Annotated in this window: 14 protein-coding genes; 8 read left to right on the top strand and 6 right to left on the bottom strand. The window is 71.1% G+C overall.

The features are described 5' to 3' along the window. Window positions 1-12 precede the first annotated feature (12 nt). Together OV427_RS31785 and OV427_RS31780 are read left to right on the top strand one after the other, a co-directional pair. A complete protein-coding gene (locus OV427_RS31785) occupies window positions 13-1,446 on the top strand; it encodes a hypothetical protein (RefSeq protein ID WP_267859955.1) in 1,434 nt (477 codons plus the stop codon). Between the two features lie 154 nt (window positions 1,447-1,600). After that, on the top strand, window positions 1,601-3,055 hold the full coding sequence (locus OV427_RS31780) for an FAD-binding oxidoreductase (protein WP_267859954.1): 1,455 nt from the start codon (window positions 1,601-1,603) through the stop codon (window positions 3,053-3,055). A 29-nt stretch (window positions 3,056-3,084) separates the two neighbouring features. Here the strand turns inward: OV427_RS31780 and OV427_RS31775 are convergent, their stop codons facing one another. From OV427_RS31775 to OV427_RS31765, 4 genes are all read right to left on the bottom strand, one after another. Then, window positions 3,085-3,501 (bottom strand): hypothetical protein, encoded by a 417-nt coding sequence (locus tag OV427_RS31775; protein ID WP_267859953.1) that lies wholly within the window; start codon window positions 3,499-3,501, stop codon window positions 3,085-3,087. 153 nt (window positions 3,502-3,654) lie between these two features. Then, a complete protein-coding gene (locus OV427_RS50635) occupies window positions 3,655-5,319 on the bottom strand; it encodes an OmpA family protein (protein WP_324290014.1) in 1,665 nt (554 codons plus the stop codon). A gap of 41 nt (window positions 5,320-5,360) precedes the next feature. Then, on the bottom strand, window positions 5,361-8,921 hold the full coding sequence (locus OV427_RS50630; protein ID WP_324290013.1) for a kelch repeat-containing protein: 3,561 nt from the start codon (window positions 8,919-8,921) through the stop codon (window positions 5,361-5,363). Window positions 8,922-9,089: 168 nt separating this feature from the next. Continuing rightward, window positions 9,090-12,113, bottom strand: coding sequence for an NAD(P)-binding protein (locus OV427_RS31765; protein ID WP_267859952.1), 3,024 nt, complete (start codon window positions 12,111-12,113; stop codon window positions 9,090-9,092). A gap of 99 nt (window positions 12,114-12,212) precedes the next feature. Between OV427_RS31765 and OV427_RS31760 the strand changes: the two genes are divergently transcribed. Further along, the gene (locus OV427_RS31760; protein WP_267859951.1) at window positions 12,213-12,875 is read left to right on the top strand and encodes a hypothetical protein; all 663 of its coding nucleotides are present in this window, start codon (window positions 12,213-12,215) and stop codon (window positions 12,873-12,875) included. 117 nt (window positions 12,876-12,992) lie between these two features. Here the strand turns inward: OV427_RS31760 and OV427_RS31755 are convergent, their stop codons facing one another. Further along, window positions 12,993-13,880: an oxidoreductase gene (locus OV427_RS31755; RefSeq protein ID WP_267859950.1), complete on the bottom strand. Its 888-nt coding sequence runs from the start codon at window positions 13,878-13,880 to the stop codon at window positions 12,993-12,995. Window positions 13,881-14,208: 328 nt separating this feature from the next. On the opposite strand from OV427_RS31755, the gene OV427_RS31750 reads away from it, so the two are divergent. The 3 genes from OV427_RS31750 to OV427_RS31740 all read left to right on the top strand — a co-directional run bounded on the left by OV427_RS31750 (window position 14,209) and on the right by OV427_RS31740 (window position 18,663). Further along, entirely contained in the window at window positions 14,209-14,961 is a 753-nt protein-coding gene (locus tag OV427_RS31750) for a lysophospholipid acyltransferase family protein (protein ID WP_267859949.1), read from the top strand. Between the two features lie 68 nt (window positions 14,962-15,029). After that, entirely contained in the window at window positions 15,030-16,187 is a 1,158-nt protein-coding gene (locus tag OV427_RS31745) for a THUMP domain-containing class I SAM-dependent RNA methyltransferase (RefSeq protein WP_420718297.1), read from the top strand. 289 nt (window positions 16,188-16,476) lie between these two features. Further along, window positions 16,477-18,663, top strand: coding sequence for a methyl-accepting chemotaxis protein (locus OV427_RS31740; protein WP_267859947.1), 2,187 nt, complete (start codon window positions 16,477-16,479; stop codon window positions 18,661-18,663). 3 nt (window positions 18,664-18,666) lie between these two features. Here the strand turns inward: OV427_RS31740 and OV427_RS31735 are convergent, their stop codons facing one another. Next, window positions 18,667-19,296, bottom strand: coding sequence for a DNA-3-methyladenine glycosylase I (locus OV427_RS31735; RefSeq protein WP_324290012.1), 630 nt, complete (start codon window positions 19,294-19,296; stop codon window positions 18,667-18,669). 116 nt (window positions 19,297-19,412) lie between these two features. Here OV427_RS31735 and OV427_RS31730 point away from each other — a divergent pair, with 116 nt between their 5' ends. Together OV427_RS31730 and OV427_RS31725 are read left to right on the top strand one after the other, a co-directional pair. Continuing rightward, window positions 19,413-20,987 carry a hypothetical protein gene (locus OV427_RS31730; protein WP_267859946.1) on the top strand — a complete coding sequence of 525 codons (1,575 nt, stop codon included), beginning with the start codon at window positions 19,413-19,415 and terminating at the stop codon, window positions 20,985-20,987. A 50-nt stretch (window positions 20,988-21,037) separates the two neighbouring features. Continuing rightward, window positions 21,038-22,738, top strand: a complete 1,701-nt coding sequence (locus OV427_RS31725) for a pseudouridine synthase (protein ID WP_420718296.1) — start codon at window positions 21,038-21,040, stop codon at window positions 22,736-22,738.

The following is a 22,738-nucleotide window of genomic DNA, read 5'->3' as shown; positions in this document are numbered from 1 at the left end:
AAGCTGCCGCGAATGGCGAAATACACGGTCAAGCTCTCCGCGGCTCCGGCAGGTCATGAGATTCCACCGTTGCTCCAGGACGTCGGCGCCTGGGTGGGCAGGCAGACCCACGGAACGCTGGGCTGGTTCGACGCGCTCGCGGCCGAGGCCATTCCGAAGGAATGGAATCCGAAGCAGGCAGCCCGTCTCCGGCGTGAAGCCTTCGCGTTCCTGCATCTCCCTGACGGCTCGCTGCTCGCGCTCGTGAACACGGGAGCCAAGACCCCGCCCGCGGTGGCGTTGCTCGGCTCGGAGGGCGAGGCGCGGACCCTCGCGAACAGCCTCGAGGAGTTCCTGACGCTGTGGTCCAAGGGCGAGACGGAGGTCGCCGACCTCGACGACGAGGAGGGAGCCTCCGGCCGGAAGGCACTGGCTGCGTGGCTCAAAACGCAGAAGGTCAAGGTGCCGAAGGCGAAGGACTTCGACTTCGCGGCCTGGCTCGACGGTGACGCCGCGGCCCCGCCCCCGGCGCAAGCGCAGGCGGTCGCCGTCCGCAAGAGCGCGCCCACGGCGGTAATGAAGAAGCTCGGCCCGAAGACGCAAGCACTCGCGTCGATTCTCGGAAAGCGTGCGGACGCCCCCGAGGTCATCGCCTATGTGACCGGGGTGCTCGGCAAGAAGGTGCCGCCATCGACGAGCGAGAACAATGATTCGGTGAACGTCGAGGCACCGAAGCACGGCGTCGAGCTCGTCTTCTCTCACGACATCCTGAACGACGCCTATCCGCCCATCTCCAAGACCCGCAAGACGTTCATCCCCTACGTCGCCTCCGCATGGGTGAGGTCGAGAATCGAGGAGAACGTGCTGGGGGTGCCGTGGAAGGGAGCCTCGGAGGCGGAGTTCACGAAGCTGCTCGGAGCGCCCACCGGCCGTCGGGCCTCCTTTTCGGACGAGGATGAGCTCACCGTCGCCTACTGGGTCTACGCGCTCGACACGGCGGCGCAGGTGGAGCTCGAGATTGAGCTCGACGACGCCATCACCACCGTCACGCTCTCCGTGAAGGGCGGAGGCGCGCTCATGCGGTACCCAGACGTCACGACCGGGCTCTTCGTGGGCTATGCCGCGACGCGAGGCCTGCTCGATACCTCGCGCTTCTCCGCGCACCGCGAGCTGCTCGCGGCCGTCTCAGCGCGCAAGGCGAAGGGTTCGGAGCTGGTGAAGCAGGCGCTTCCGCGCGGCCTCTGGAACGACCACCTCCGCGATGCTCCGGGGCTTGGCGAGATGGCGTGGCGATGGTTCCACAACATGAACGGGCTCTGGATTACGGCCGACCTCAAGAAGACGTTCGGAAAGCGCGCGGGCCCGTTCGGCCACGACGAGCCCAAGCTCGATGACGACACCTGGGACGCCGTCGACAAGGCGGCGCCGCTCCTGGACAAGCGCTTCGCGGCGTGGATTGGGAAGTAGCGGCGTCGGACCCGCCGAGCGCCGCGCCCGCCGCCACCGCGCGGTGCGTCCATGGGCTCCCCGTCCCGCGTGCCTGCCCGGGCACGCACCGGCCATTCCTAGCTTGGGAGGTGCGGGGACGCTCCGAGCGCGCTCCCCATGGAGGGAGAGCACCATGACCCTGGACACCCAGCGTGCACGCGGACAGGCGGGCGGAGGGCTTCCGCCCGGGATGACCCCTGACCTGGTGGAGCAACTTCGGACCCGACTGCGGGGCGGGCTCGTCCGCCCCGGGGACGCCGACTACGAGGAGAGCTGCCGCGTCTACAACGCCATGATTCAGAAGCACCCGGCGCTCATCGCCCGGTGCGCCGACGTGGCGGATGTCATCGCGTCGGTCGGCTTCGCCCGTGAACAGAAGCTCACCCTGGCCATCCGCGGCGGTGGGCACAACGGCGGCGGGCTGGGCATCTGCGAGGGAGGCCTGGTGGTGGACCTGTCGCGCATGCGGGGCGTACGGGTGGACCCCGTCGCGCGCACGGTGCGCGTCTCCGGTGGCAGCGTCTGGGGCGACGTGGACCATGCCACGCACGCGTTCGGCCTCGCCGTCCCCTCGGGCATCATCTCCACCACCGGCGTGGGCGGGCTCACCCTGGGCGGCGGACTGGGCCACCTCTCGCGCCGCTACGGCCTCAGCATCGACAGCCTGCTCGCCGTGGACCTGGTGCTCGCGGACGGGCGCTTCGTCACCGCGAGCGCCGAGCAGCACCCGGACCTGTTCTGGGCGGTGCGCGGCGGCGGCGGCAACTTCGGCGTCGTCACCTCCTTCCTCTTCCGGGCCCATCCGGTGGGCTCCGTCATCGGCGGGCCCACCCTCTGGCCCCTGGAGCGCGCCGCGGAGGTGATGCAGTGGTACCGCGACTTCATCTCCGCCGCGCCGGAGGAGCTCGGTGGCTTCTTCGCCTTCATGACCGTGCCGCCCGGGCCGCCCTTCCCCGAACCCCTGCACCTCAAGAAGATGTGCGCGGTGGTGTGGTGCTACACCGGGGACCCGGCGCGCGCGGATGAGGTGTTCGCACCGGTGCGGGCGCTGTCTCCGGCGCTGCACGGCGTGCAGCCCATGCCCTACCCCGTCCTGCAGAGCATGTTCGATGCGCTCTACCCGCCCGGCCTCCAGTGGTACTGGCGCGCGGACTTCGTGAAGGAATTGCCAGACGCGGCCATCGCCCGGCACGTGGAGTTCGCCGAGCGGCTGCCGACGATGCACTCCACCATGCACCTCTACCCCATCGACGGGGCGGTGCACCGCGTGGCCCCCGGCGACACCGCGTTCAGCTTCCGGGATGCGCGCTGGGCCGAGGTCATCGTCGGCGTGGACCCCTCACCGGGCAAGGCGCGGGAAATCTCCACCTGGACGAAGGACTACTGGAACGCGCTGCACCCCTACTCCGCGGGCGGCGCCTACGTGAACTTCATGATGGACGAGGGCCAGGAGCGCGTGCAGGCGACGTACCGGGACAACTACGCCCGGCTGGTCGAGGTGAAGAAGCGCTACGACCCGGACAACCTCTTCCACGTGAATCAGAACATCCGTCCCACCTCGGCCGGGGCCGAGGAGCTGCCGCACTGAGGGCCCCTCCGGCGCGCGTCGAGGACGACTCAGGGCTGGTAGCTGCGGATGGCCATCGCGGTCATGTGCGTCATGAGCAGGTACTGCTGACCCACGCGCCGCAGCTGGGGACCGAACTCGGGGCGCTCCACGCTCGCCTGCTCGATGAGCCACATCAGCGACGTCTCCGCCGACTTGAGCCCACCGAGGATGTCCTTCGGGGAGACGCCCGCGGCGATGCGCTTCTTGAACGCCGCCGTCTGGCTCTCGACGTAGGCCTCGGGCGTCCGGTTCACGAGCCCGTTGATGAGGTTGTCGAAGGCGATGCCGACGGCCGCCAGCGTGGGCTCGCGCGGCGCCTCGACGTAGGACTTGAGCTTCGCCTCGCAAAGGCTGTCGTAGAAGTACTCGACGGCGCGCTCGCGATGCTTTCGGTAGAAAGTCTCCAGGTGCTGCTCGGGCGTCACGGTCAGCCTCCAGGAGGGGGCGCACGGGGGGGCGGACTGCTCGGGCGCGGACTTCCACCGCCATGGTAGGGGGTGCGGCGACCCGGTTTCACCGGGTCGCCGCTGCCCTGGCAGCCTGCCTGGACGCTCCCCACCTGCCTTCGCGCGGGCGGCTCAGCGCTTCGGCGTCCTGCCGGAGGACTTCGTCACGAACTCCACGCGGCGGTTCGCGCCCTGCTCCTCGGGTGTGCCGTTCCCGTTCACGGGGCGGTCGGAGCCGTATCCCCGGGCGACCAGGCGGGAGCCCGCGACGCCGCGCTGGATGAGGTACCTGCGCACCATGTCCGCGCGCTGCTGACTCAGCCTGCGATTGAGCGCCTCCGGACCGGTGTTGTCCGTGTGCCCCTCGACGCGGACCGAGAGCCGCGGGTGGGCCTTCAGGTAGTCCGCGACGGCATTCAACTGCCGCTTCTCCTCGTCCTGGAGCTCGTACTGTCCCGTCGGGAAGAGGACGTGGTGGTCCATCGGCGGGCCGGCATGCTCGGCCGGGGGCGCGGGAGGCGGCGGCTCCTCTCGCGGGGGCTCGGGCGGAGGCGCCACGGTGGGCTTCTCCTCCTGGACGGGGCAGCCGCGATTCGCCGCGACGCCGGCCTCCTTCGGGCACGCGTCCTCATCGTCCGGAACGCCATCGCCATCCGCGTCGGGCGCGGGGCAGCCCTTGTAGCGCGGGAGCCCCGGCTCGTTGGGGCACGCGTCCAGGCGGTCCACCACGGTGTCCCCATCCGAGTCGCGGTCCGGGCAACCCTGGTTGTCCACCGCGCCGGCCTCCAGCGGGCAGCGGTCCTTCCCGTTGGCCACCGAGTCCCCGTCGTCGTCCAGGTCCGGGCACTGCTCGGGCGTGTGGGTCCGTCCGCCCTTGCACGGGTCCTCGCGCGAAGGCGGCGTGTGGGCCCAGGCGATACCCGCGTTGATGCGGAGCGAGGGCGTGCCCGGAATGTCCGTGAAGCCATGCCCCGCCATCGCGAACGCCTCGAAGCCGCCGCCCACCGGCAGCCGCAGGCCGCCGAGCAGCTCCAGCGCCACGTCCGACTCCACGAGCGACTCGGACGCCTCCAGCGCGATTTCGCCGCGCAGGCCCTCGCCGCGCGTGGCCACCACCAGCCCCTGTTCCAGCTCGGTTCCGAAGTCGCGGCCGGGCTCGACCTCCGTGGAGCGAATCCTCACGCCCGCGCTGGCGCCCAGCGACACCGGGCCCACCTCGCGTCCCACGGCCACCCGGGGTGCGAGCTGGAACCCGGCCCAGCCGTCCTGCCGGCCGAACGCGCTCGCCGTACCGCCGGGCAGTCCGATGTCCAGGCCGAGGCCGAGGAACACCGGCGCCCCGTCCTCGCGGCGCAGCAGCGCGAAGCGCGCGCCCAGCTCCGGTGTCCCGAGCCCGAAGGACTTCGGCTCCGTCACGCCGACCAGCTCATCCGCGCCACTCCCGCCCTGGGTGATGATGACGGGCAGCTTCGCGGACAGCTCCAGGCGCTCGGTGGGTGACCACGCACCGGCGAGCCAGGCCGCGACGCGGTAGTCGATGATGTCGCGCTCGACGCCATCAGAGCCCTCCAGCACCAGGATGCCGCGCTCGTAGCCGGCCATGAGCATCAGCCGGAAGCCACCCTCGGGGAGCAGGTGGCCCGTGTCCACGAACATCGAGTCGGTGCCCGCGGGACTGAAGCGCAGGCGCTCCAGGTCGATGGGAACGATGGGCCCGGCGCTCTGGGCAAGAGCGGCGGGGGCAAGGAAGACGGCCAGTAGCGCGGCCAGCGCCCGGCACGGAGCCTGTGTACGCATGGAGAGTTCCATTCGCGAAGAAGGGGGTTCGTGCGAGCTGTTCAGGAGCGGCGACGGCGCAGTCCGCTCCACAAGGCCATTGCCACCAGGAGCACCAGCGACGAGGCCGTGCCGCTGCCCGTGCTCTGGCATCCGCCTCCGGCGATGGACACCACCGGGGTCTGCACCGTCACCTGGAAGAAGCACTGCGCCGAGTTACCGGCCGCGTCCGTGGCGGTGTAGGAGACGCGCGAGACACCCGCCGGGAAGCTGCTGCCCGAGGGCGGCGAGGCGGTCACCGTCGGCGTGGAGACGGCGTCGGTGACCACGGGGGGCTCGTACGTCACGGTCGTGCCCGAGGCTCCCTCCGGGGACACCTGCACGTCCGCCGGACACGTCAGGGACGGAGCCGTGGTGTCCTCGACGATGACCTGGAACGTGCACGTGGACGTGTTGCCCGCGGCGTCCGTGGCGGTGATGGTGACGACCGTGCCGCCGAGCGGGAAGGTGCTGCCCGAGGCCGCCGAGGACGTCACGTTGGGATTGGTCGTGACGGCATCCGAGGCCGTCACCGGGTCCCAGGTGACGGTGGCCCCCGAGGCGCTCGTGGCCTCCACGGTCCGCGTCGCGGGACACGTGAGGGAGGGAGGTCTCGTGTCCACGACGGTGAACTGGAACGTGCACGTGTCCGTGCTGCCCGAGGCGTCCGTCGCCGTGGCCGTGACGGTGGTGCTCCCGAAGGGGAAGGTGCTTCCCGCGGGCGGCGAATAGGTGATGGTGGGGTTGGCGGTCTCCGCGTCGGTGGCGGTGGCGGGCGGCCAGTTCCCCGGGGCTCCGTCGGGGCCCGTCGCTTCGCTCACGAGGTTCGCGGGGCAGGTGATGACCGGAGGCGCATTCGCGACGTCGAGGTTCACGGTGGCGACGTTGCTGTCGAGGCCGCAGTCCCGGACCTGGAAGGTGAAGCTGTCGGGGCCCAGGTAGCCCGGCGTGGGCGTGTACGTGACGTTCGGCGGCGTGCCGCTCAGCGTCCCGTGCTGGGGAGGCGTGACAATCACCCAGCTCAACGCCTGCCCCGCGTCCGGGTCCGTTGCCACGAGGGTGATGGCAACGGGGGCGCCAGGGCCCGTGGAGACCGTCTGGGTCTGCGCCGTGGGCGCGGTATTGGGAACCACCGTCACCATGCGCCCACCCGAAATGGCATTGGCGAAGACAGACAGGGCATACGGCCCCGGCGGGAGGTCGGCGGGGACGAACACCGTCGCGCTCGTGGCGGACATGTCCGTGGCGGGAAGCGTCCGGAGTCGTCCGCCCTCGGCGCCCCGCAGGCGCACCAGGGGGAAGTCCGTCGGGGAGTCCGAGTAGGAGCCGCCGCTCGCGCCCGAGATGCCCCGGAAGCGCAGGCCCTGGAGGACGCTCGTACAGGCGGGGACGAGGACGTCCGGCTGACTCACCACCGGGCGCCACGCGGCCTGTGCACCGGTGTCCTCGTACAGCTCCGCGCCCGTCGCCGCGTTGCCTCCCGCCAGCAGCACCTCGCCCGAGGGCAGAGCCACTGCGACGAGCCCTCCGCGTGCGGACGGCGCACTGACGGCCGTCCAGTCGTGGATGGCGGTGTCATAGACCTCCGCCGAGGTCGAGGACGTGCCCGGCGCGCTCAGGCCGCCCGCGACCAGGACCTTGCCCGACGGCGCGAGCGTCGCGGTGTGGAACCCGTGCGCCTCGGAGAGCGCGGCCCCGGCAGCCCACGTGTTGGTGCCGGCGTCATAGAGCTCCGTGGACGTGAGCCCCGCGGCGCCCGAGAGCCCGCCCGCCGCCAGGACCCGCCCGGACGGCAGCAGCGTCAGCGTGAGGCCCTCGCGGCCCTGCGCCAGTGCGGCGGCGGAAGCCCAGGTGTTGGTGGCCGGGTCGTACACCTCCGCCGTGGCGAGCGCCGCGCCGCCGCCGTTGCGTCCTCCGGCGACGAGCACCCTGCCATCGGAAAGCAGCGCGGCGGCATGTGCGGACCGGGGCGCGGCCAGGGCCGCCGCCGGAGCCCACGTATTGGCAGTGGGGTCATACAGCTCCACCGTCGCGAGCACCGTGGCGTCGCGCTGCCCGCCCACGACGAGCACCCGTCCGTCGGGAAGAAGCGTGGCCGTGTGGAAGTGCCGGGCGCCGACGAGCGCTGCCGCCGGGCTCCAGGCATTGGCGGTCGCATCGTAGCGATCCGTGGAGGCCACCGAGACTCCGCCGTTCGAGCCACCCACGACGAGCACCGCGCCCGAGCGCAGCACGGTCGCCGTGGCGCGCTCGCGGGGAATGGAGAGGTTCGGCGCGGGCGACCAGGTGTTGGCCGCCCGGTCATAGAGCTGCGCCGAGGCCAGCGCGGCGCCTCCGTTGTCACGGCCTCCCGCGACGAGGACGCGGCCCGTGGGCAGCAGGGCCACCACGGGGTCCACCCGGGCGCCGCCCGGCGCGCCAGCCGGGGTCCACGCGTTGACGCCCGGGTCATAGAGCTCCGTGCTCTCGAAGAAGGTCAGGGTTGGCGCCTGGGTGTAGCCGCCCGCGACCAGCACCCTGCCGGACGGCAGCAGCGTCGCGGTGTGGTTCTCCCGCCCGACCCCCATCGTGCCCCCGGCGGACCACAGTCCGGTGGCGGGGTCATAGATTTCCGAGACCTGCTGCGCAGCCGCGCGGAACTCGGAGCCACCAGTGACCAGGACCCGGCCATCCGGCAGCAGCGTGGCCATGTGGCCCGAGCGCGCGAAGGCCAGGCTGCCCGTGGCCGTCCACGTGTTGCTCGCCGGGTCGTACAGTTCCGCCTGGGTCGTGGCGCCGCCGCCGGTGAAGCCGCCGGCAATCAGCACGCGGCCATCGGGAAGCAGCGTGCTGGTGGAGTAGTGCCGCGCGACGAGGGGTGGCGCGGCGGCGGTCCAGGTGTTCGTCGCGGGGGCATACAGGTCCGCGCCGGGGACCTCACCCGCCTGGTCGAAGCCACTCACCGCGAGCACCCGGCCGTCTTGGAGCCGCGTGGAGGAGTGCGCGCTCCGGCCCAGGGTCATGTTACCGGCGGGGGAGAACGTGTTGGTGGCGGGGTCGTACAGCTCGGAGGAGGCGAGCCGGACGCCTCCGCTCCCCGTGCCACCGGCGACCAGCACCTTCCCCGAGTCCAGGGTGGTGAGGGTGGGCAGGCCGCGGGTGGCCGACATGGGGCCCGTGGCCGTCCAGGCGCCCGTCACGGGGTCGTAGAGGCGCCCGACCGCGGACCCATCCGTCAGCATGAGCACCTTGCCACTGGAGAGCAGCACGGCCAGCGTGATGTTGCCCTGGAGGCCGGTCGCTCCCGCGGAGGTCCAGGCATCGGTGGCCGGGTCGTAGAGCTCCGCGGTGGCGACGAAGCCCAGCCTGTTGACGCCATTGATGGCCAGGAGCTTGCCGGAGCCGAGCAGCACGGCGGCATGCTGCGCGCGCGTAGCGGCCATGGACGCGGTGGCGGTCCAGCCGGGGGCCACGGCCAGGGGCGCGGCGATGGAATCCACGGCGTTGCCGTCGGCGGGCGCCGGGCCCTCCTTCGCGCAGGACAGCAGGAGCGCGCTCCCTACGAGCGCCAGGACGCTGCGCCAGACATTGCGATGTAACAGCATCACATGGGCTCCATTTCGAGGGACCGTTGAGGTTTATACACTCGATAGAGGCCGATGCGATGAATGGAGTAGGCCGGCCACCGCCTCCGGGTCGGACCACGCAGGTTGGCGGCATGTACGACGCGTGCTCCGACACGGTGATTTGGATGGTGCACCCGTCGAATCGCGCTACCCGTCCCTCTCCTCCTCCCCGGCGCGGAAGATTTCCCGGCCCGACTCCATGACGAAGTCGAACTCGGCCCAGGTGGCCGCGAGGGCCTGCTGCCCTCCAGGCTCGAGGCCCAGGTCGGTCGTGAAGGGGTGGCTCGCGTGGTCACCCCAGCTCACCTGGAACGTGCCAGGGAGGGGTCCGTAGCCGCGCAGCGCACGCACGGAAGCCTTCGCCTCGATGATGGCCTGGTAGCAGGCGCGGTCAGTGTGCTGGACGTCGCGGAACTGCTTCAAGAACGCAATCGTCACGTCTTCCAGGGCGAGGCTCCGTGCGAGCGACGAGGCCCACCTACCCGAGGGGTCTATCGGCCTGACGAGCTCGCCGATGACCTCGTCGACGGAGCGCACCGGCCCCGGGGATGCCTCGCTCCGTGTCACCTCCAGGATGCGCGCCTTCCCGCCACGCGTCTCGGGGGCGTGCCTCGTGAGCACCTCCCCCACCACCGAGAGGTGCTCGAGCGCGCGGCCGGAGCGGCGCACCTCCACGTCGACCACGCTCTTTGGGAAGCCGTAGATTTCGCGCCCGGCGGCCGCGGCGGCCCCGGTCGTGACGAAGACGTGCGGCATGAACCAGACCAGCCGCTCCGGGATGAGCCCACCCGTCCCCGCTCGCATGGCCCAGGCCGGCACCCAGAACGCGATGTCCGTCTCCGGCATGTAGCCGAGGCGGCGATGCTCGGGGTCTCCGGAGAAGGCGCGCCCGGCGAAGGCCGAGGTGAGCACGACGAAGGGCGCCGCGGGCACATACCGGACGTGTCCCTGCGCCGGGACGTTCAGGTACCGGTCCAACAGCGCGCCGAGCGCACCCTGCCGGGCCCGAAGCACGAGCGCGGTCAGCCAGACGTCCTCCATCACATAGGGCGAGCGGAGTGACATCTCACCAGGGCGGTCGACGTAGAGGGGAAGGGAGACCTCCGGCACGGCGCGGGGCCGCGGAACCTCGCCGATGATGGAGACCTCCGCGCCGAGCGCCCGCGCCGCCAGCAGGCCGGACATCGTCGCCGCTTCGATGCAGCCCAGGTCATAGCCGGTCCGCGTCCAGTCGCCCGCCAGCACCAGTCCCTCGAAGCCCGACGCGTCGGGGGCGATGCGGTGCTTCTGCGAGCCCGGCACCGACAGCACGTAGCGGTCCGAGGGGTCTGCGTTGACGCGCAGGTATTGCGAGCGCAGGCGCTCGGGCCCGGTGCGCCCTTCCGCGTCGTGGAGGAGCTCCCACCGCAGCCCCCCGCGCGCGTCGGCGCCGCGCGGCCAGAGATGCGCGAGGTGCTCCCCGACGGCGCCGCGTGCGACGGCCTCCAGCGCCGCCCGGTCGTTGGCGCGTGGGTCTTTCGCGGCGACGGGGTCATCGCCGTGCCCGAGCTGGCCGCAGGCATAGAGGATGCCCTGGACGCCGTCACCGGCCTTCCAGCCCTCGGTGGGGATGAGATGTGACATGTCCGCCCAGGTCTCGAGCGGCACCTGGTACGCGGTCATCACGGGCTCGTCCCCGCTCGAGGCGAGCGGCCCGAGGGGCTCGGTCACCCACAGCTGCGCCGACACCGTGCGGACCGTCTTGACGTTCTCCACCATGCGCTGCCACCGCGGGCTCGCCGCGATGAGCTCCGAGGCAACGGACGGCAGCGCTCCCAGCGCGATGCCGAGCACGACGCGGTCGAAGTCGGTGCCATGCCGCAGCGTCCGTTGCTCGACGGGGGACCAGTCACTCCAGAAGGAGGCGAAGCCCGCGCCGTGGCGGGAGAGCGCCTCGCCCTCGACGAGCTGGCTGTAGAGGGGGTGCTCCGGCCAGCACGGCAGACCGCCCACGTCGATGAGCGGGTGATAGGTGCCGTCGGTGGGCGTGGCCTGCCGGCCGATGACGACGCGCTCCACGCGCCGCTCGTCGGCGGACAGCTCCAGTCGCTGCACGCGGTGGAAGAACTCGAAGCGGACGCCGCGTCGGCGGAGGACTTCGTACAGGGGTGCGAAGACCGTCTCTCCCATCCCCGCGCGCATCTTGTAGAAGACCGCGCCCCGGTAGCAGGTGAACATGCGCAGCATGCCGAGGACGGCCATCCCCGCGCCCGCCCCGTCTCCGTCGCAGAAGGCGAGGTGGTAGAAGGCGCGAATCAGCCCGCTCGACACCGTCATCTCGGAGGCGCCGTGCTTGCGGAGCCAGTCGCTGTACTCGAGTGCGTCGAGCGCCTCGATGTCGATGTCAGGTCCGAGGATGCCGTCGCGAAGGATGCCGATGAGCGAGACGGCGCTGAATTCGAGGACTATCCACACCCGCCGCAGCTCGGTGTCGGCCTCGAGGTCGCGCCGCGCCAGGGAGCGGAGTCGCTCGAGCAGTGAGCGGACACCGTCCGCGAGGGCTCGCGCCGCCTCGCCGACGAGCAGAGAACCTTCCAGCGCGAGCACGCGCTTGAGCAGGCCCCGGAGTTGCCCGGCCACGTCGGCGACCTCGGGGCGGGCGCCCTTCCCCTGCTTCCACCAGGCGAGCGCATACCGCAGCACGTGGACCGCGGCACCGCGGATGGCCTCTCCGGCCCCTGGGAACGGACGCCCGTCGCCGGGCCACTCGGAGGTCTCCGGAAAGGTGACGCTCCAGTGCTCCCAGCCGCGACGGGTCTTCTCCCCGACGGTGATGGCGCCGTGCTTGATGAAGGCGTCGCGCAGCGTGCGCATCGCGGCGCCGGGAGGTCGGCCGAGCTCCTCGTAGCAGCGACGCAGCAGCGTGAAGGCGTTCTCGTAGTACCCGAGCCAGACATGCAGGCCGTGCTCCTCGATGCGCCCGCGCGCCTGCCGGTTGCGGACGCTGGCGCCCTTCCCTCCGAGCAGCCACCCGTCCTGGTAGACGGTGAGCGCATAGCGCGCGCGAAGCGCCGCCGTGTCGGTGAGGGCGAAGGCGGCCGAAAGCGAGGCCATGCCTCCGCCGAGGATGGCCACCCTCTCACGACGCGCCGTGGGCGCGTCCCGGGTGGGGGAATTCTGGAATTGAGACATGGAGGGGGTCGAGCGAGGCAGTGGCAACTGGTTTGCACTCCGCGGCGGCGCTGCCCACGAAGGGCAGTTGCCATCCATCAAACCGAGGAGTTCATCCAGATGAAGCTACTTCGAATCGCCGTCGCCCTGCTGGCGATGGGCACCGTTGCGCTCGGGAGTTCCGCTCACGCAGCGTGTCCTGTGTTCGCCGACCAGAACACGCAGGTCAGCCAGGCCGGCTCTTCCGTGGCGCCCGTCTCCGGGCTCGCCTTCGCGCAGTACTTCGTCACGGTGAGCGCAGGAGGAGGCACCGCCACCCTCATCAACCTCTCCATCAGCGCCAATCCCGGCTTCTCGTACTCCAACGGGCAGAAGGGCTTCACCGGCTCGGGGTCCACGATCTACACCTCGTACCTCGTCGGTCCCGCCGCCACGGTGGGGCAGTACCGGGACGTCATCGTGCAGATCCACAACGTCGCGGGCCAGCTCGTCTGCTACGACGTCTACCGGGTGACTGTCTCCCTGCCGCCGGGTTGGACGCCGTGGCTGAACCGTGACGGCCCGAGTGGCTCCGGCGACTACGAGACGCTGGTCGACTTCAGCCCGACCCAGGTGTGCCCCAATCCCGTGGCCGCCGAGTGCCGGACCATCGCAGGCGCGGTGCCCTGGTACTCCACGGGTGAGACCTACAGCTGCACCCCCAACGGTGGTGGAGCCTGCGTCAACGCCAACCAGTCGGACGGCTTCTGTCAGGACTACGAAGTCCGCTTCTACTGTCCGTAGCCGGGCCGTGACGTGAAGGTCCGCGCGCCGGTGGGAGCTTTCACCGGCGCGCGTGTGTGACGAAGCGGGCTACAAATCCGGGCCCGCGTGTGACGTGGCACGCTACGAAGCGGCGCGCTACCCGTAGGTCTCCCGCTTGATGCGCTTGTCCGAGATGCCCAGCGCGTGGAGGTGGCCGAGCACCGTCTCCATGAAGCGCGGCGTGGCGGGCGTGCGCGTCTCCAGCGCCTTGCGCCTGTCCCACGGCGTAATCGCCGGGCCGCACGCGTACACGAGGCAGGTGTCGCGGTCCGGAATCAGCTCCTCCAGCAGCGCCTCCGCCACGCGGCCCTTGCGCACGTGGGCGCCGAAGCGTGACTCGTCCGTCTCGCGGGTGAGCGTGTGCACCACGCGCACGCGGTCCGGGTGGGCGAGCGCCAGGGCCTCCAGCTCGTCGCCGTAGAGCACGTCGCCCCACGTCTTGCTGGAGAAGAGGAAGGTGTGGCGCAGCTTCAGTTTCCGGTGGAGCGCGTCCTTGAGGATGGCGAAGTTGGGCACCGCGCCTGAGCCGGCCACGAGGTGGACGATGTGCTCGGTGCGCGCCTCCACGTCGTCCGGCAGCACGTACGGCCCCATGAAGCCCAGCACCTTCATCCGCGCGCCGGTGAGCCGGCCGTGCACGAGGAAGGGCGACAGCAGCGGCGGGTAGCGCGTGAGGCCGGGGATGAACTCCTCGTCCTTCACGGTGATGGCCACCAGCGGCTCGTGCGGCGCGGACGCGAGCGAGTACGAGCGCTGCGGCTCCTTGCGGCCCTTCTGCTCCTGGAGGTACGCGGACAGCCGCCCGAGCGCGGGGAACTGGTGCGGGTCGATGTTGATGAACTGACCGGCCTTGTAGTCCAGCGGGGCGCCGCCGAAGTCGAGGAACAGCGTGGCCGTGTCATGCGTGTCCATGCGCACGCTGGCGACGGTGACCTCGTACTCCACGGGCTTCCTGCTGCGCGACACGGTGGCTTCGGCGCTCATGCCCTCCTCCCTTAGCCCAACCCGGGGCCTCGCTTCGACGCCTTTACGCTCCGCGTCTGACGCGGAGCGGCGCGTTGCGCGCCGCGCGGGCCGTGGCCGTGAAACAGTGGAGCGGGTCTGTCCCGCGGTCGGTGGGGAGCGTTGGCTGCCCGACGGCCGGCCGGACTGGCGAGCAGCGGGCCTGCGTGGGTGATGACCGGTGCCGCCGGGCGGGACTACATCTTCTGGTGGGTAGTGGCGGGACTGGGGCACCGGAAATCTTGCCTGCCCGCCCAGGCTCCAGCCGAGCCATGCTCTCGGGCCGTCCCGAGATGGAGGCGACCGAAGCGTGCTGCGCATTCTCTTTGAGCTGATGTCCATGCTGCCGGAACGGGCGCGCCGCCGCGTGGTGCGCGCGCTGATGAACCGCGTCTGGGACACGCTGGCGAACGAGGTGGTGGAAGGACGGGAGAACATCCCGGACGAGCCCTGCCTCTTCATCTGCAATCACCTGTCCAACGCGGACGGCTTCACACTGGACCGGGCCTTCCGTCCGCGGCAGGTCTCCTTCCTGGCGGGCGTGAAGCTGCAGAGCACGACGATGACGCGGCTGGCGTCGGAGGTGATGGAGACCATCGCCATCAAGCCCAACTCGGCGGACATCGAGGCGATGCGGCGCGCGGTGGACACGCTCAAGGGCGGCCAGTCGGTGCTCATCTTCCCGGAGGGCGCGCGCAGCCGCATGGGCACGCTGCTGGAAGCGAAGAAGGGCGTGTCGCTGATTGCCAAGCGCGCGGGCGTGCCGGTGGTGCCGGTGGCGTTGCAGGGCACGGAGAAGCTGATGCCCATCAACGACACGGACATGGGCGGCGAGCGGCTGTACAAGGCCGACGTCTTCGTGCGCTTCGGCCGGCCGTTCCGCGTGGAGGACCTGGAGCCGGAGGTGTCCGGAGCGGAGGACGCGCGCCAGGCGCTGGTGGACGCGATGATGCGCCGGGTGGCCGCGCTGCTGCCGCCCGAGTACCGCGGCGTGTACGGAGAAGACCCTCCGCCCGCGGCCGTGAGCCGGGAGCCGCAGCAGCCCGCCGCTCCCGGGCCGTGAGGCGTGGCGCCCGCGTCCCGGAATGAGTCGTTGCGGCCCGCGCCGGGACGCGGACAATGGGCCCCGCCGTGACGAGCCATCGAAGCGAAGAACAAATCTACGTATCCACGCTGCCCGGCCTGGAGCCCGCCCTGGAAGCGGAGGCGTCCGCGCTGGGCTGGGCGCCGCGCCGGGTGGAGGGCGGCGTGGAGCTGGAGGGCCCGGCCGGCCTCCACCAGGAGGCCAACCTGCGCCTGCGCACCGCCAGCCGCGTGCTGCTGCGCCTGGGCTCCTTCCGCGCGGGAGACTCCGACACCCTCGCCGAGCACCTGGGCGCGCTGGAGTTGTCACGCGTCTGGGACGGGCGCACTCCGCCGAAGCTGTCGGTGAGCATGCACCGCTCGCCGGTGCCGGGGCCGGACGTGGTGTTCTCCGCGGCCGCCTACGCATGGGGCCTGCCCTCGGTGGAGCACGCGGGGCCGCTCGACGAGGAGGGCGGTGGCGCGGGCCTCACGTTGCTGGTGCGCGTGGAGGGAGACGCCTTCACCGTGAGCGCGGACACCAGCGGCGAGCCGCTGCACCGGCGCGGCTACCGGCAGGAGGTGAGTCGCGCACCCCTGCGCGAGACGCTCGCGGCGGGAATCCTGCGGCTCGCGAAGTACGACGGCACGGAGCCACTGGTGGACCCGATGTGCGGCTCGGGCACGTTCCTCGTCGAGGGTGCGTGGCTGTCCATGCGCCGCGCACCGGGGCTGCTGCGCGCCTTCGCCTTCGAGTCCTTCCCGGGCTGCGACGCCGCGGCGTGGGCCACGCTCAAGGCGCGGGTGGAGGCGGAGGCCCTGCCCGCTCCGCGCGCGACGCTCCACGGCTTTGACATCAACGCGGGCTCGCTGGGCACGGCGCGGCGCAACGCCCGGCGCGCGGGGGTGACGCTCGCGCTGGAGCGCCAGGACGTGCGCACGCTGGTGGCACCCGTGCCAGGGCCGGGGCTGGTGGTGGCCAATCCGCCCTATGGCAAGCGCGTGGGTGAAGCGGAGGACCTGCCCGGCCTCTACCGCGCGTTGGGCCACACGCTGCGGCGCGGCTTCGCGGGCTGGCGGGCGGCGGTCATCCTCCCGGACGACACCGCACTGGTGAAGGCGCTGGACCTGCCCGGTGCGCGAAGCCTCCCCGTGCGCAATGGCGGCCTGCGGTGCCGACTGCTGCTGACGGGGCCCGCGAAGCCCCAGCCTCCCGCGCATCAGTGAGGACGCGGTGGGCACCACGAGGCTCCACCCGCCCGCGCATCGGTGAGCCCGCGGTCCAGCGACCCGCCCCGAGCCGCTGGTGCCGCCCTGCCAGCACGACTGGGGGCCGCGCTCGTCTGCTCTCGTGATGGTGCGCTCGTGCACGGTGTGCAGCCAGCCGGGCGGCTCAATCCCATACATGAAGCACGGGAAGAAGCGAAAAGCCGTGCGCTCCGAGGCCAGCAGGCAGGCGGGTTGTATCAGACCCTGTTTACATTCATGTCTCAGACGCCGGAGCATCCCTCGTTACATGGGTCTCTCCCGCGTCTTCTCCCTGGTGCCCACGGCAGCTGTCGCTCTCTTCCTTCCCGCGAGGTCCCTCGCGAAAGGGCATCCGCTCAGGAGTTCACGCCTCGCGGCGCTCGGCACCGCGCTGCTGCTCGTCCTGACGCTGGCGCCCGGGGCGCACGCGGCGACGGCGCAGTCCCCCGTGCCCGTCCTGGACGGGTGGCGCTTCCGCTGGGGCGACTCTCCGCTCGGGCCCGACGGGACCCCCAACTGGGCGAAGGAGACGGGCGCGGGAGAAGGCTGGCAGCCCATGGCCGCGCTGCACGTTCCGCCGGGCCGTGGCACGAACACGCTGCTGTGGCTGAGCATCCCCGTGCCCGAGGGGAAGTGGCTGGAGCCGGCGCTCTACCTCGGCACCGTCGCCAACGCCTTCGAGGCGTATGCCGGTGGCCAGCGCATCTACACGAGCGGGAAGATCAACCCCTCCGGCCGCGAGGACATGGACAGCATGGCCTGGCAACTGGTGCCGCTGCCGCCCTCGGTGACGGGCCAGCGCATCCTGCTGCGCATCCAGGGCACCGGCCCCGCCATCGGCGTGACGCGTGACGCGCGCGTGGGCCCGCGCCATGCGCTGCTCGCCGAGGCGACGCGCACGGGGCTGGCGCCCTTCGTCATGGGGACGATGCTCCTCGCCATCGCCCTGCTCGCCACGGGCGCTGCCCTGCTGCGCCGCCAATACCGGATGCTGGCGGCGCTGACCGTCTTCGCCGGTGGCTCGGGCTTGATGCTGCTCGGCACGAGCGGCCTGTTCCTCGCGCTCTGGGACATGACCGTCACCGGCAGCAAGCTCATGCTGCTGGGCTCGTACTGCATCCTGCCGGGCCTCGCGTGGTTCGTCTCCGACACGATTGGCGAGGGGCGGATGCGCTGGTTCCGCATCGGCGCCGCGGTGGTCTCCGTGCCGGCCGCAATCCAGGGCGTCCTCGTCCTCGTGGACCTGGGCGCGGCCCAGGCGCTCCTGCAGCTCATGGTCCTCTATTCGCTCCCCGGCATCCTGGTCTGCGTCGGCGTCGCGGCCGTCGAGGCCTGGCGCGGCAACGCCGACGCCCGCATCTTCCTCGTCGGCCTGGGCATCTTCTTCGTCTTCTGCGTCCACAGCACGCTCCCCATGCTCGGCCTGGCGGAGACGACGGACAGCCAGCTCCACTGGGGATTCCTCGCGCTCACGCTGTCGCTCGTGGGCATCGTGGCGCGCCGCTCGTCGGTGGTGATGCAGGCCCTCGCGCTGCACACGCGCCAGCTGGAGTCGCGCCGGAAGGAAGTGCGCCAACTGGCCGACAGCATGGGCAGTGGCGCCGGAGAGCTGGCCGCGGTGGCGCAGCAGCTTCGCGCCACGAGCGAGGAGCAGACCTCGGGCATCAGCCGCCAGGCCACGGCGCTCCAGCAGTTGGAGCAGACGGTGGAGGAAATCCGCCAGAGCTCCCACGTGACGGCCGACAAGGCCCGCATCCTGGCTGCCTCCGCGGAGACGGCCGAGCAGGTGGGACGGGACGGTGGCGTGGCCCTGGAGCGCACGCTGGCGGACCTCTCCGCCATCCGCAACGAGGTGTCGGAGATGGCCAGCCGCATCCTCGCGCTCGACGCGCGAACGCGGGAGATTGCCGGCATCGTGGACGCGGTGAAGACGCTCGCGGACCAGTCCAACATGCTGGCCATCAACGCCGCCATCGAGGCGGTGCGCAGCGGCGACAGCGGAAAGGGCTTCGGCGTGGTGGCGCGGGAGATGCGCAGCCTCGCGGACCAGTCCATCCAGGCCACCCAGCGCATCCGCGACGTGCTCGACGGCGTGAGCGCCAGCATGCGCGAGGCGGCGAAGGTCAGCGAGCAGGGCGAGCAGCGCGTGCGCGGAAGCCTGGACGCGGTGCGCACCTCCGGCACGCAGCTCCAGAAGCTGGCCTCCATCATCAGCGAAACCAGCACCAGCGTGCGCCAGATTACCGCCGCCGTGGCCCAGCAGGACGCGGGCACCCACCAGATTGCCCAGGCCATCCAGGAGCTGTCCGGGCAGATGCAGCGCACGCTCAAGGTGGTGGATGAGACGCAGACCGTCACGCGCTCCGTGCACTCGCTGGCCGAGCGCATGTCCGGCGTCGCCGACCAGGCCCTCCGCTCCGGCACGCTGGACGACAGCGCGGTGCCGGCGCAGTAGGCCCTACCCGGGCCGGCGCAGGGACGTGCGCAGGCGCTCCGCTTCGTGCCGGAGCGCGCAGCCGTCCACGTGGTCATTCACCATCCCCATCGCCTGCATGAAGGCGTAGGACGTGGTGGGGCCCACGAAGCTCCACCCCCGCTTGCGCAGCTCGCGGGAGAGCGCGGTGGACTCGGGGGTGGTGGGCATGCTCCGCAGCACCTCCCAGGTGAGGTGCCGGGGCCGGCTGGCCTCGGAGGGCTCGAAGCGCCAGACGAAGGCGGCGAGCGAGCCCTCCTGCTCCACCAATTCGCACGCGCGGCGGGCGTTGTTCACCACGGACTCAATCTTCCCCCGGTGGCGCACGATGCCCGCGTTGCCGAGGAGCCGCTCCACGTCGCGCTCGGTGAAGCGGACCAGCCGGGTGAAGTCGAAGTCGAGGAACGCCTCGCGGAAGGCCTCGCGCTTGCGGAGGATGGTGAGCCAGCTCAGGCCCGACTGGAAGCCCTCGAGGCAGAGCTTCTCGAAGAGGCGCCGGTCGTCCGTCACCGGCCGGCCCCACTCCGTGTCGTGGTAGGCGATGTAGTCCGGAGCGCTCCCCGCCCACCTGCACCGCCGTGTTCCGTCCGGCCCCTCGACGAGTCCTTCCATCATCCGGCCATCCTCGCACGTCGTGCGCGGGCTGCATTTCGCTTCCTGAGCCGTGCGACAAATTCTGGGGCCGCACGTTTTCCGTGTGCTCAACCCTCCACACGGAGCAACACCCCATGATGAGCACGACGCGTACCGTCGCGCATCGCGCGATGGCGCTGATGGGCATCCTCTTGCTCGGAACGGCCACCGCCGCGCCGACGCAGTCGCCCACGCAAATCAGCCAGCCGAAGAAGGACCGCATCCTCAATGGCCGCTACGTGCCGCCGGGAGACCCGAACCTGAGCCCCACGTGGGACTGGACGGTCAGCGGTGCCGGCCACACGATGTACTACTCGACGAACGGCAGCACCCCCATCCAGCTCAACAACGTGCAACTGCCCTTCTTCACGAGCGGCCACGCGCTCGCGACGGACGAGAAGGACATGTACCCGGCGGATGGCTGGATGCTGGTGTACCGGGACTTCGGCACGCCCACGAGCGCCCCGGCGATGCCCTTCTTCGCGCTCTACAACAAGTACAAGGGCACGCTGCGCTTCATGTATTACAACGTGCAGAACCTCGCGTACACGGCGTACCGGGCGGAGCTGTCCTTCCGCAGCACGACGAGCACCGCGGGCTTGATGACCTTCACGGACACGGTGAAGGCGTCGCTCGCGGACTACGACAAGGCCAAGCAGGACGACTTCATGGGCCGCATGGCCATCAACCATGGCTGGGCCTGGGCGGACTTCACGCTGTTCGGGTATGACCCCAACGCCCATCCCGAAGCCAAGCTCCACCTGGAGCTGCACGGCATGGACATCAGCCAGGTCGCGCTCGAGGGCTCGCTCAACCTCAACCAGGTCATCGACAGCTCGGCGCCGTCGTCCTCGAACACCAACGCCTTCTCCACGCTGGTGGGCGCGTACAACGCGGGGCACAAGTACTACAAGGACCTGAACGCGCAGAAGGCCGCGCTCGCGGCGCGGGTGAAGAAGGAGACGGACAACACGGCGGCGGACCCGTGGTGGGTGGCGCCGGCGCAGGCGTTCCTCGCCTCGGGGGCGGTCAGCGCGGCGCCGTACATCGGCGCGATGATTGGCTTCGTGAAGTTCTTCATGGGCGGCAAGACGGGCCAGGCCCGCCGCGAGCCGATGAACTTCGAGGGCGCGCTGAAGCTGAACGGCACCATCACCACCGTGCAGCAGATCGACATGGGTGACTTCGCGCTGAACACCGGCGCCGCCGCGCCGGACTTCTACCGGCCCGTGCAGACGATTCCGTGGGGCGTCTTCAACCTCAACACGGAGCCCACCGTCCTCATCTCGAACTGGTACTCCGGCTGCTACGACGACTACGGGCAGATCCGTTACTGCCAGGACTCGGCCGACTACGCGCTCGCCGCGCCGAGCTACGTCGTCAACCCGAACGCCGGCGTGACGCTCAAGTCCGTGAAGGCGGCGTTCGTCTACGGGCAGAACGGGCCGTCGAGCTTCGTGCCCTACAACCAGCTCTACGAGTCGTATTCCTGGTACCAGAGCTGGTGCAGCGACTGGTACTCGTACAACTACCCCTGCAGCGAGAACACCTGGGGGGCCCAGCCGCAGTCGGTGGGCCTGGAGCTGACGTTCGAAATCAGCGCGACCACGCTGTACGCGGACCACGAGTTCGTCGTCTACAAGGAGTACCAGCCGAACTGGCAGTACCAGTGAAGCACCGCGTCTCCACGGTTTCGTGTTACCGATGAGCCGTGGAGACGTGGGTGACACCGTTCGAGCCGCAGCCCGCGACGGCGGACGTCGCGGGCTGCTTCCCGAGCCCCTTCGACGAGCAGGGCCCTCGAGCGCTCGCCCGGCGGGCCGCGGAGCAGCTGCAGGCGGAGCTTCGCGCGGGGTTCGTGGCCCCCGGGATTCCGGCCGCGCTGCTCGACAGCCGCGAGGGCGGGAAGATGTTCGGCGTGCTCGTGGTGCGCGAGCCCGGCGGACGCATCGGCTACCTGCGGGCCTTCTCCGGGATGCTCGCGGGACGGTGGGATGTGCCCGGCTTCGTCCCGCCGCTGTTCGACCGCGACGTCCGCGCGCGGCTGGAGCCCGACGGCGAGGCCGTGGTGAAGGCGCTCCACGCCCGCACGGAGACACACCGTGCGTCGCCGGAGTTGGTGGAGCTGAGGGCCGCGCTCGAAGCCCAGCAGACGCGTCATGCGTCGGAGCGCGTGGCGATGCGGGCCCGGCATGAGGAGCGACGGAAGCAGCGCCACGCGCGCAGGGCGGAGCTCACGGCCGAGAGCGCGGCGCTCCAGGCGCCGGAGCCGTCCACCGCGGCACCCGATGAGGCCGTGCGGCGCGCGGCCCTCCATGCGCTGGACCAGGAGAGCCGGGGCGACAAGGCGGAAGCGCGCCGGCTGGACACGGCGCAGGAAGAGGAACGACGGACGCTCGCGCCGAGACTCGCGAAGCTGGAGCGGCGGCTGCGGGCCCTGGAGCGGCTGCGCCGCATCGTCAGCCGCGCGCTCATGAAGCGGCTCCACGACACCTACGACGTGCCGAATGCGCGCGGCGAGCGCCGGCCGCTGCGCACCTTGTTCACGTCGGGCGAGCCACCGTCGGGGGCCGCGGACTGCGCCGCGCCGAAGCTCCTCGCGCAGGCCTTCAGGCTCGGCCTCCAACCCCTGGCGCTCGCGGAGTTCTGGTGGGGTGCGCCTCCGCTCTCGGGAGGCCGCGTCTCCGGCGCGTTCTACGCCGCGTGCCGGGACAAGTGCGGGCCGCTGCTGCCGTACATGCTGAAGGGACTGTCCGTCGCGCCGCCCCGGGCCTTCGCTCCCGCCGCCGCCACGAGCGAAGGGCTGTCCATCCTCTTCGAGGACACCTGGCTCGTCGTGGTGGACAAGCCCCACGGCCTGCTCTCCGTGCCCGGCCGGGAGGCCTCGCTGACGGACTCGGTGCTCACCCGGCTGCGCGCGCGGTATCCCCACGCGACGGGCCCGCTGCTCGTGCACCGGCTCGACCTGGACACGTCGGGGCTGCTCGTCGCGGCGCTCGATTCGCGGACCCACGAGACGCTGCAGCGGCAGTTCCTCCACCGGACGGTGCACAAGCGCTACGTGGCCTGGCTCCAGGGCCTCGTGAAGGGCGAGCGGGGCACCATCGACTTCCCCATCCGCGTGGACCTGGATGACCGGCCCCGGCAGATTCACGACCCCGTCCACGGCAAGCCCGCGGTGACGGAGTGGCACGTGCTGGAGCGCGACGGCGAGCGCACGCGCGTGGCCTTCTTCCCGCACACCGGCCGCACGCACCAGCTCCGCGTCCACGCGGCGCATCCGCTCGGCCTCGGGGCACCCATCGTCGGAGACCGCCTCTACGGCCACCCCGGTGAGCGCCTGCTCCTGCACGCGGAGGCGCTGTCCTTCCTGCACCCGGGCACGGGCCAGCCCGTCACCTTCGAGCGGCCCGCGCCGTTCTAG

The sequence above is a fragment of the Pyxidicoccus sp. MSG2 genome (genome assembly GCF_026626705.1).
Lineage (GTDB): Bacteria > Myxococcota > Myxococcia > Myxococcales > Myxococcaceae > Myxococcus.
This window is presented reverse-complemented; position numbering and strand designations above follow the sequence as displayed.

Excerpts from the sequence above, each read along its gene's own strand:
- OV427_RS31785 (WP_267859955.1), top strand. The coding sequence starts at position 13 with ATGGCGAAATACACGGTCAAGCTCTCCGCGGCTCCGGCAGGTCATGAG.
- OV427_RS31780 (WP_267859954.1), top strand. The coding sequence starts at position 1,601 with ATGACCCTGGACACCCAGCGTGCACGCGGACAGGCGGGCGGAGGGCTT.
- OV427_RS50635 (WP_324290014.1), bottom strand. The coding sequence starts at position 5,319 with ATGCGTACACAGGCTCCGTGCCGGGCGCTGGCCGCGCTACTGGCCGTC.
- OV427_RS50630 (WP_324290013.1), bottom strand. The coding sequence starts at position 8,921 with ATGCTGTTACATCGCAATGTCTGGCGCAGCGTCCTGGCGCTCGTAGGG.
- OV427_RS31765 (WP_267859952.1), bottom strand. The coding sequence starts at position 12,113 with ATGTCTCAATTCCAGAATTCCCCCACCCGGGACGCGCCCACGGCGCGT.
- OV427_RS31760 (WP_267859951.1), top strand. The coding sequence starts at position 12,213 with ATGAAGCTACTTCGAATCGCCGTCGCCCTGCTGGCGATGGGCACCGTT.
- OV427_RS31755 (WP_267859950.1), bottom strand. The coding sequence starts at position 13,880 with ATGAGCGCCGAAGCCACCGTGTCGCGCAGCAGGAAGCCCGTGGAGTAC.
- OV427_RS31740 (WP_267859947.1), top strand. The coding sequence starts at position 16,477 with ATGGGTCTCTCCCGCGTCTTCTCCCTGGTGCCCACGGCAGCTGTCGCT.
- OV427_RS31735 (WP_324290012.1), bottom strand. The coding sequence starts at position 19,296 with ATGATGGAAGGACTCGTCGAGGGGCCGGACGGAACACGGCGGTGCAGG.
- OV427_RS31730 (WP_267859946.1), top strand. The coding sequence starts at position 19,413 with ATGAGCACGACGCGTACCGTCGCGCATCGCGCGATGGCGCTGATGGGC.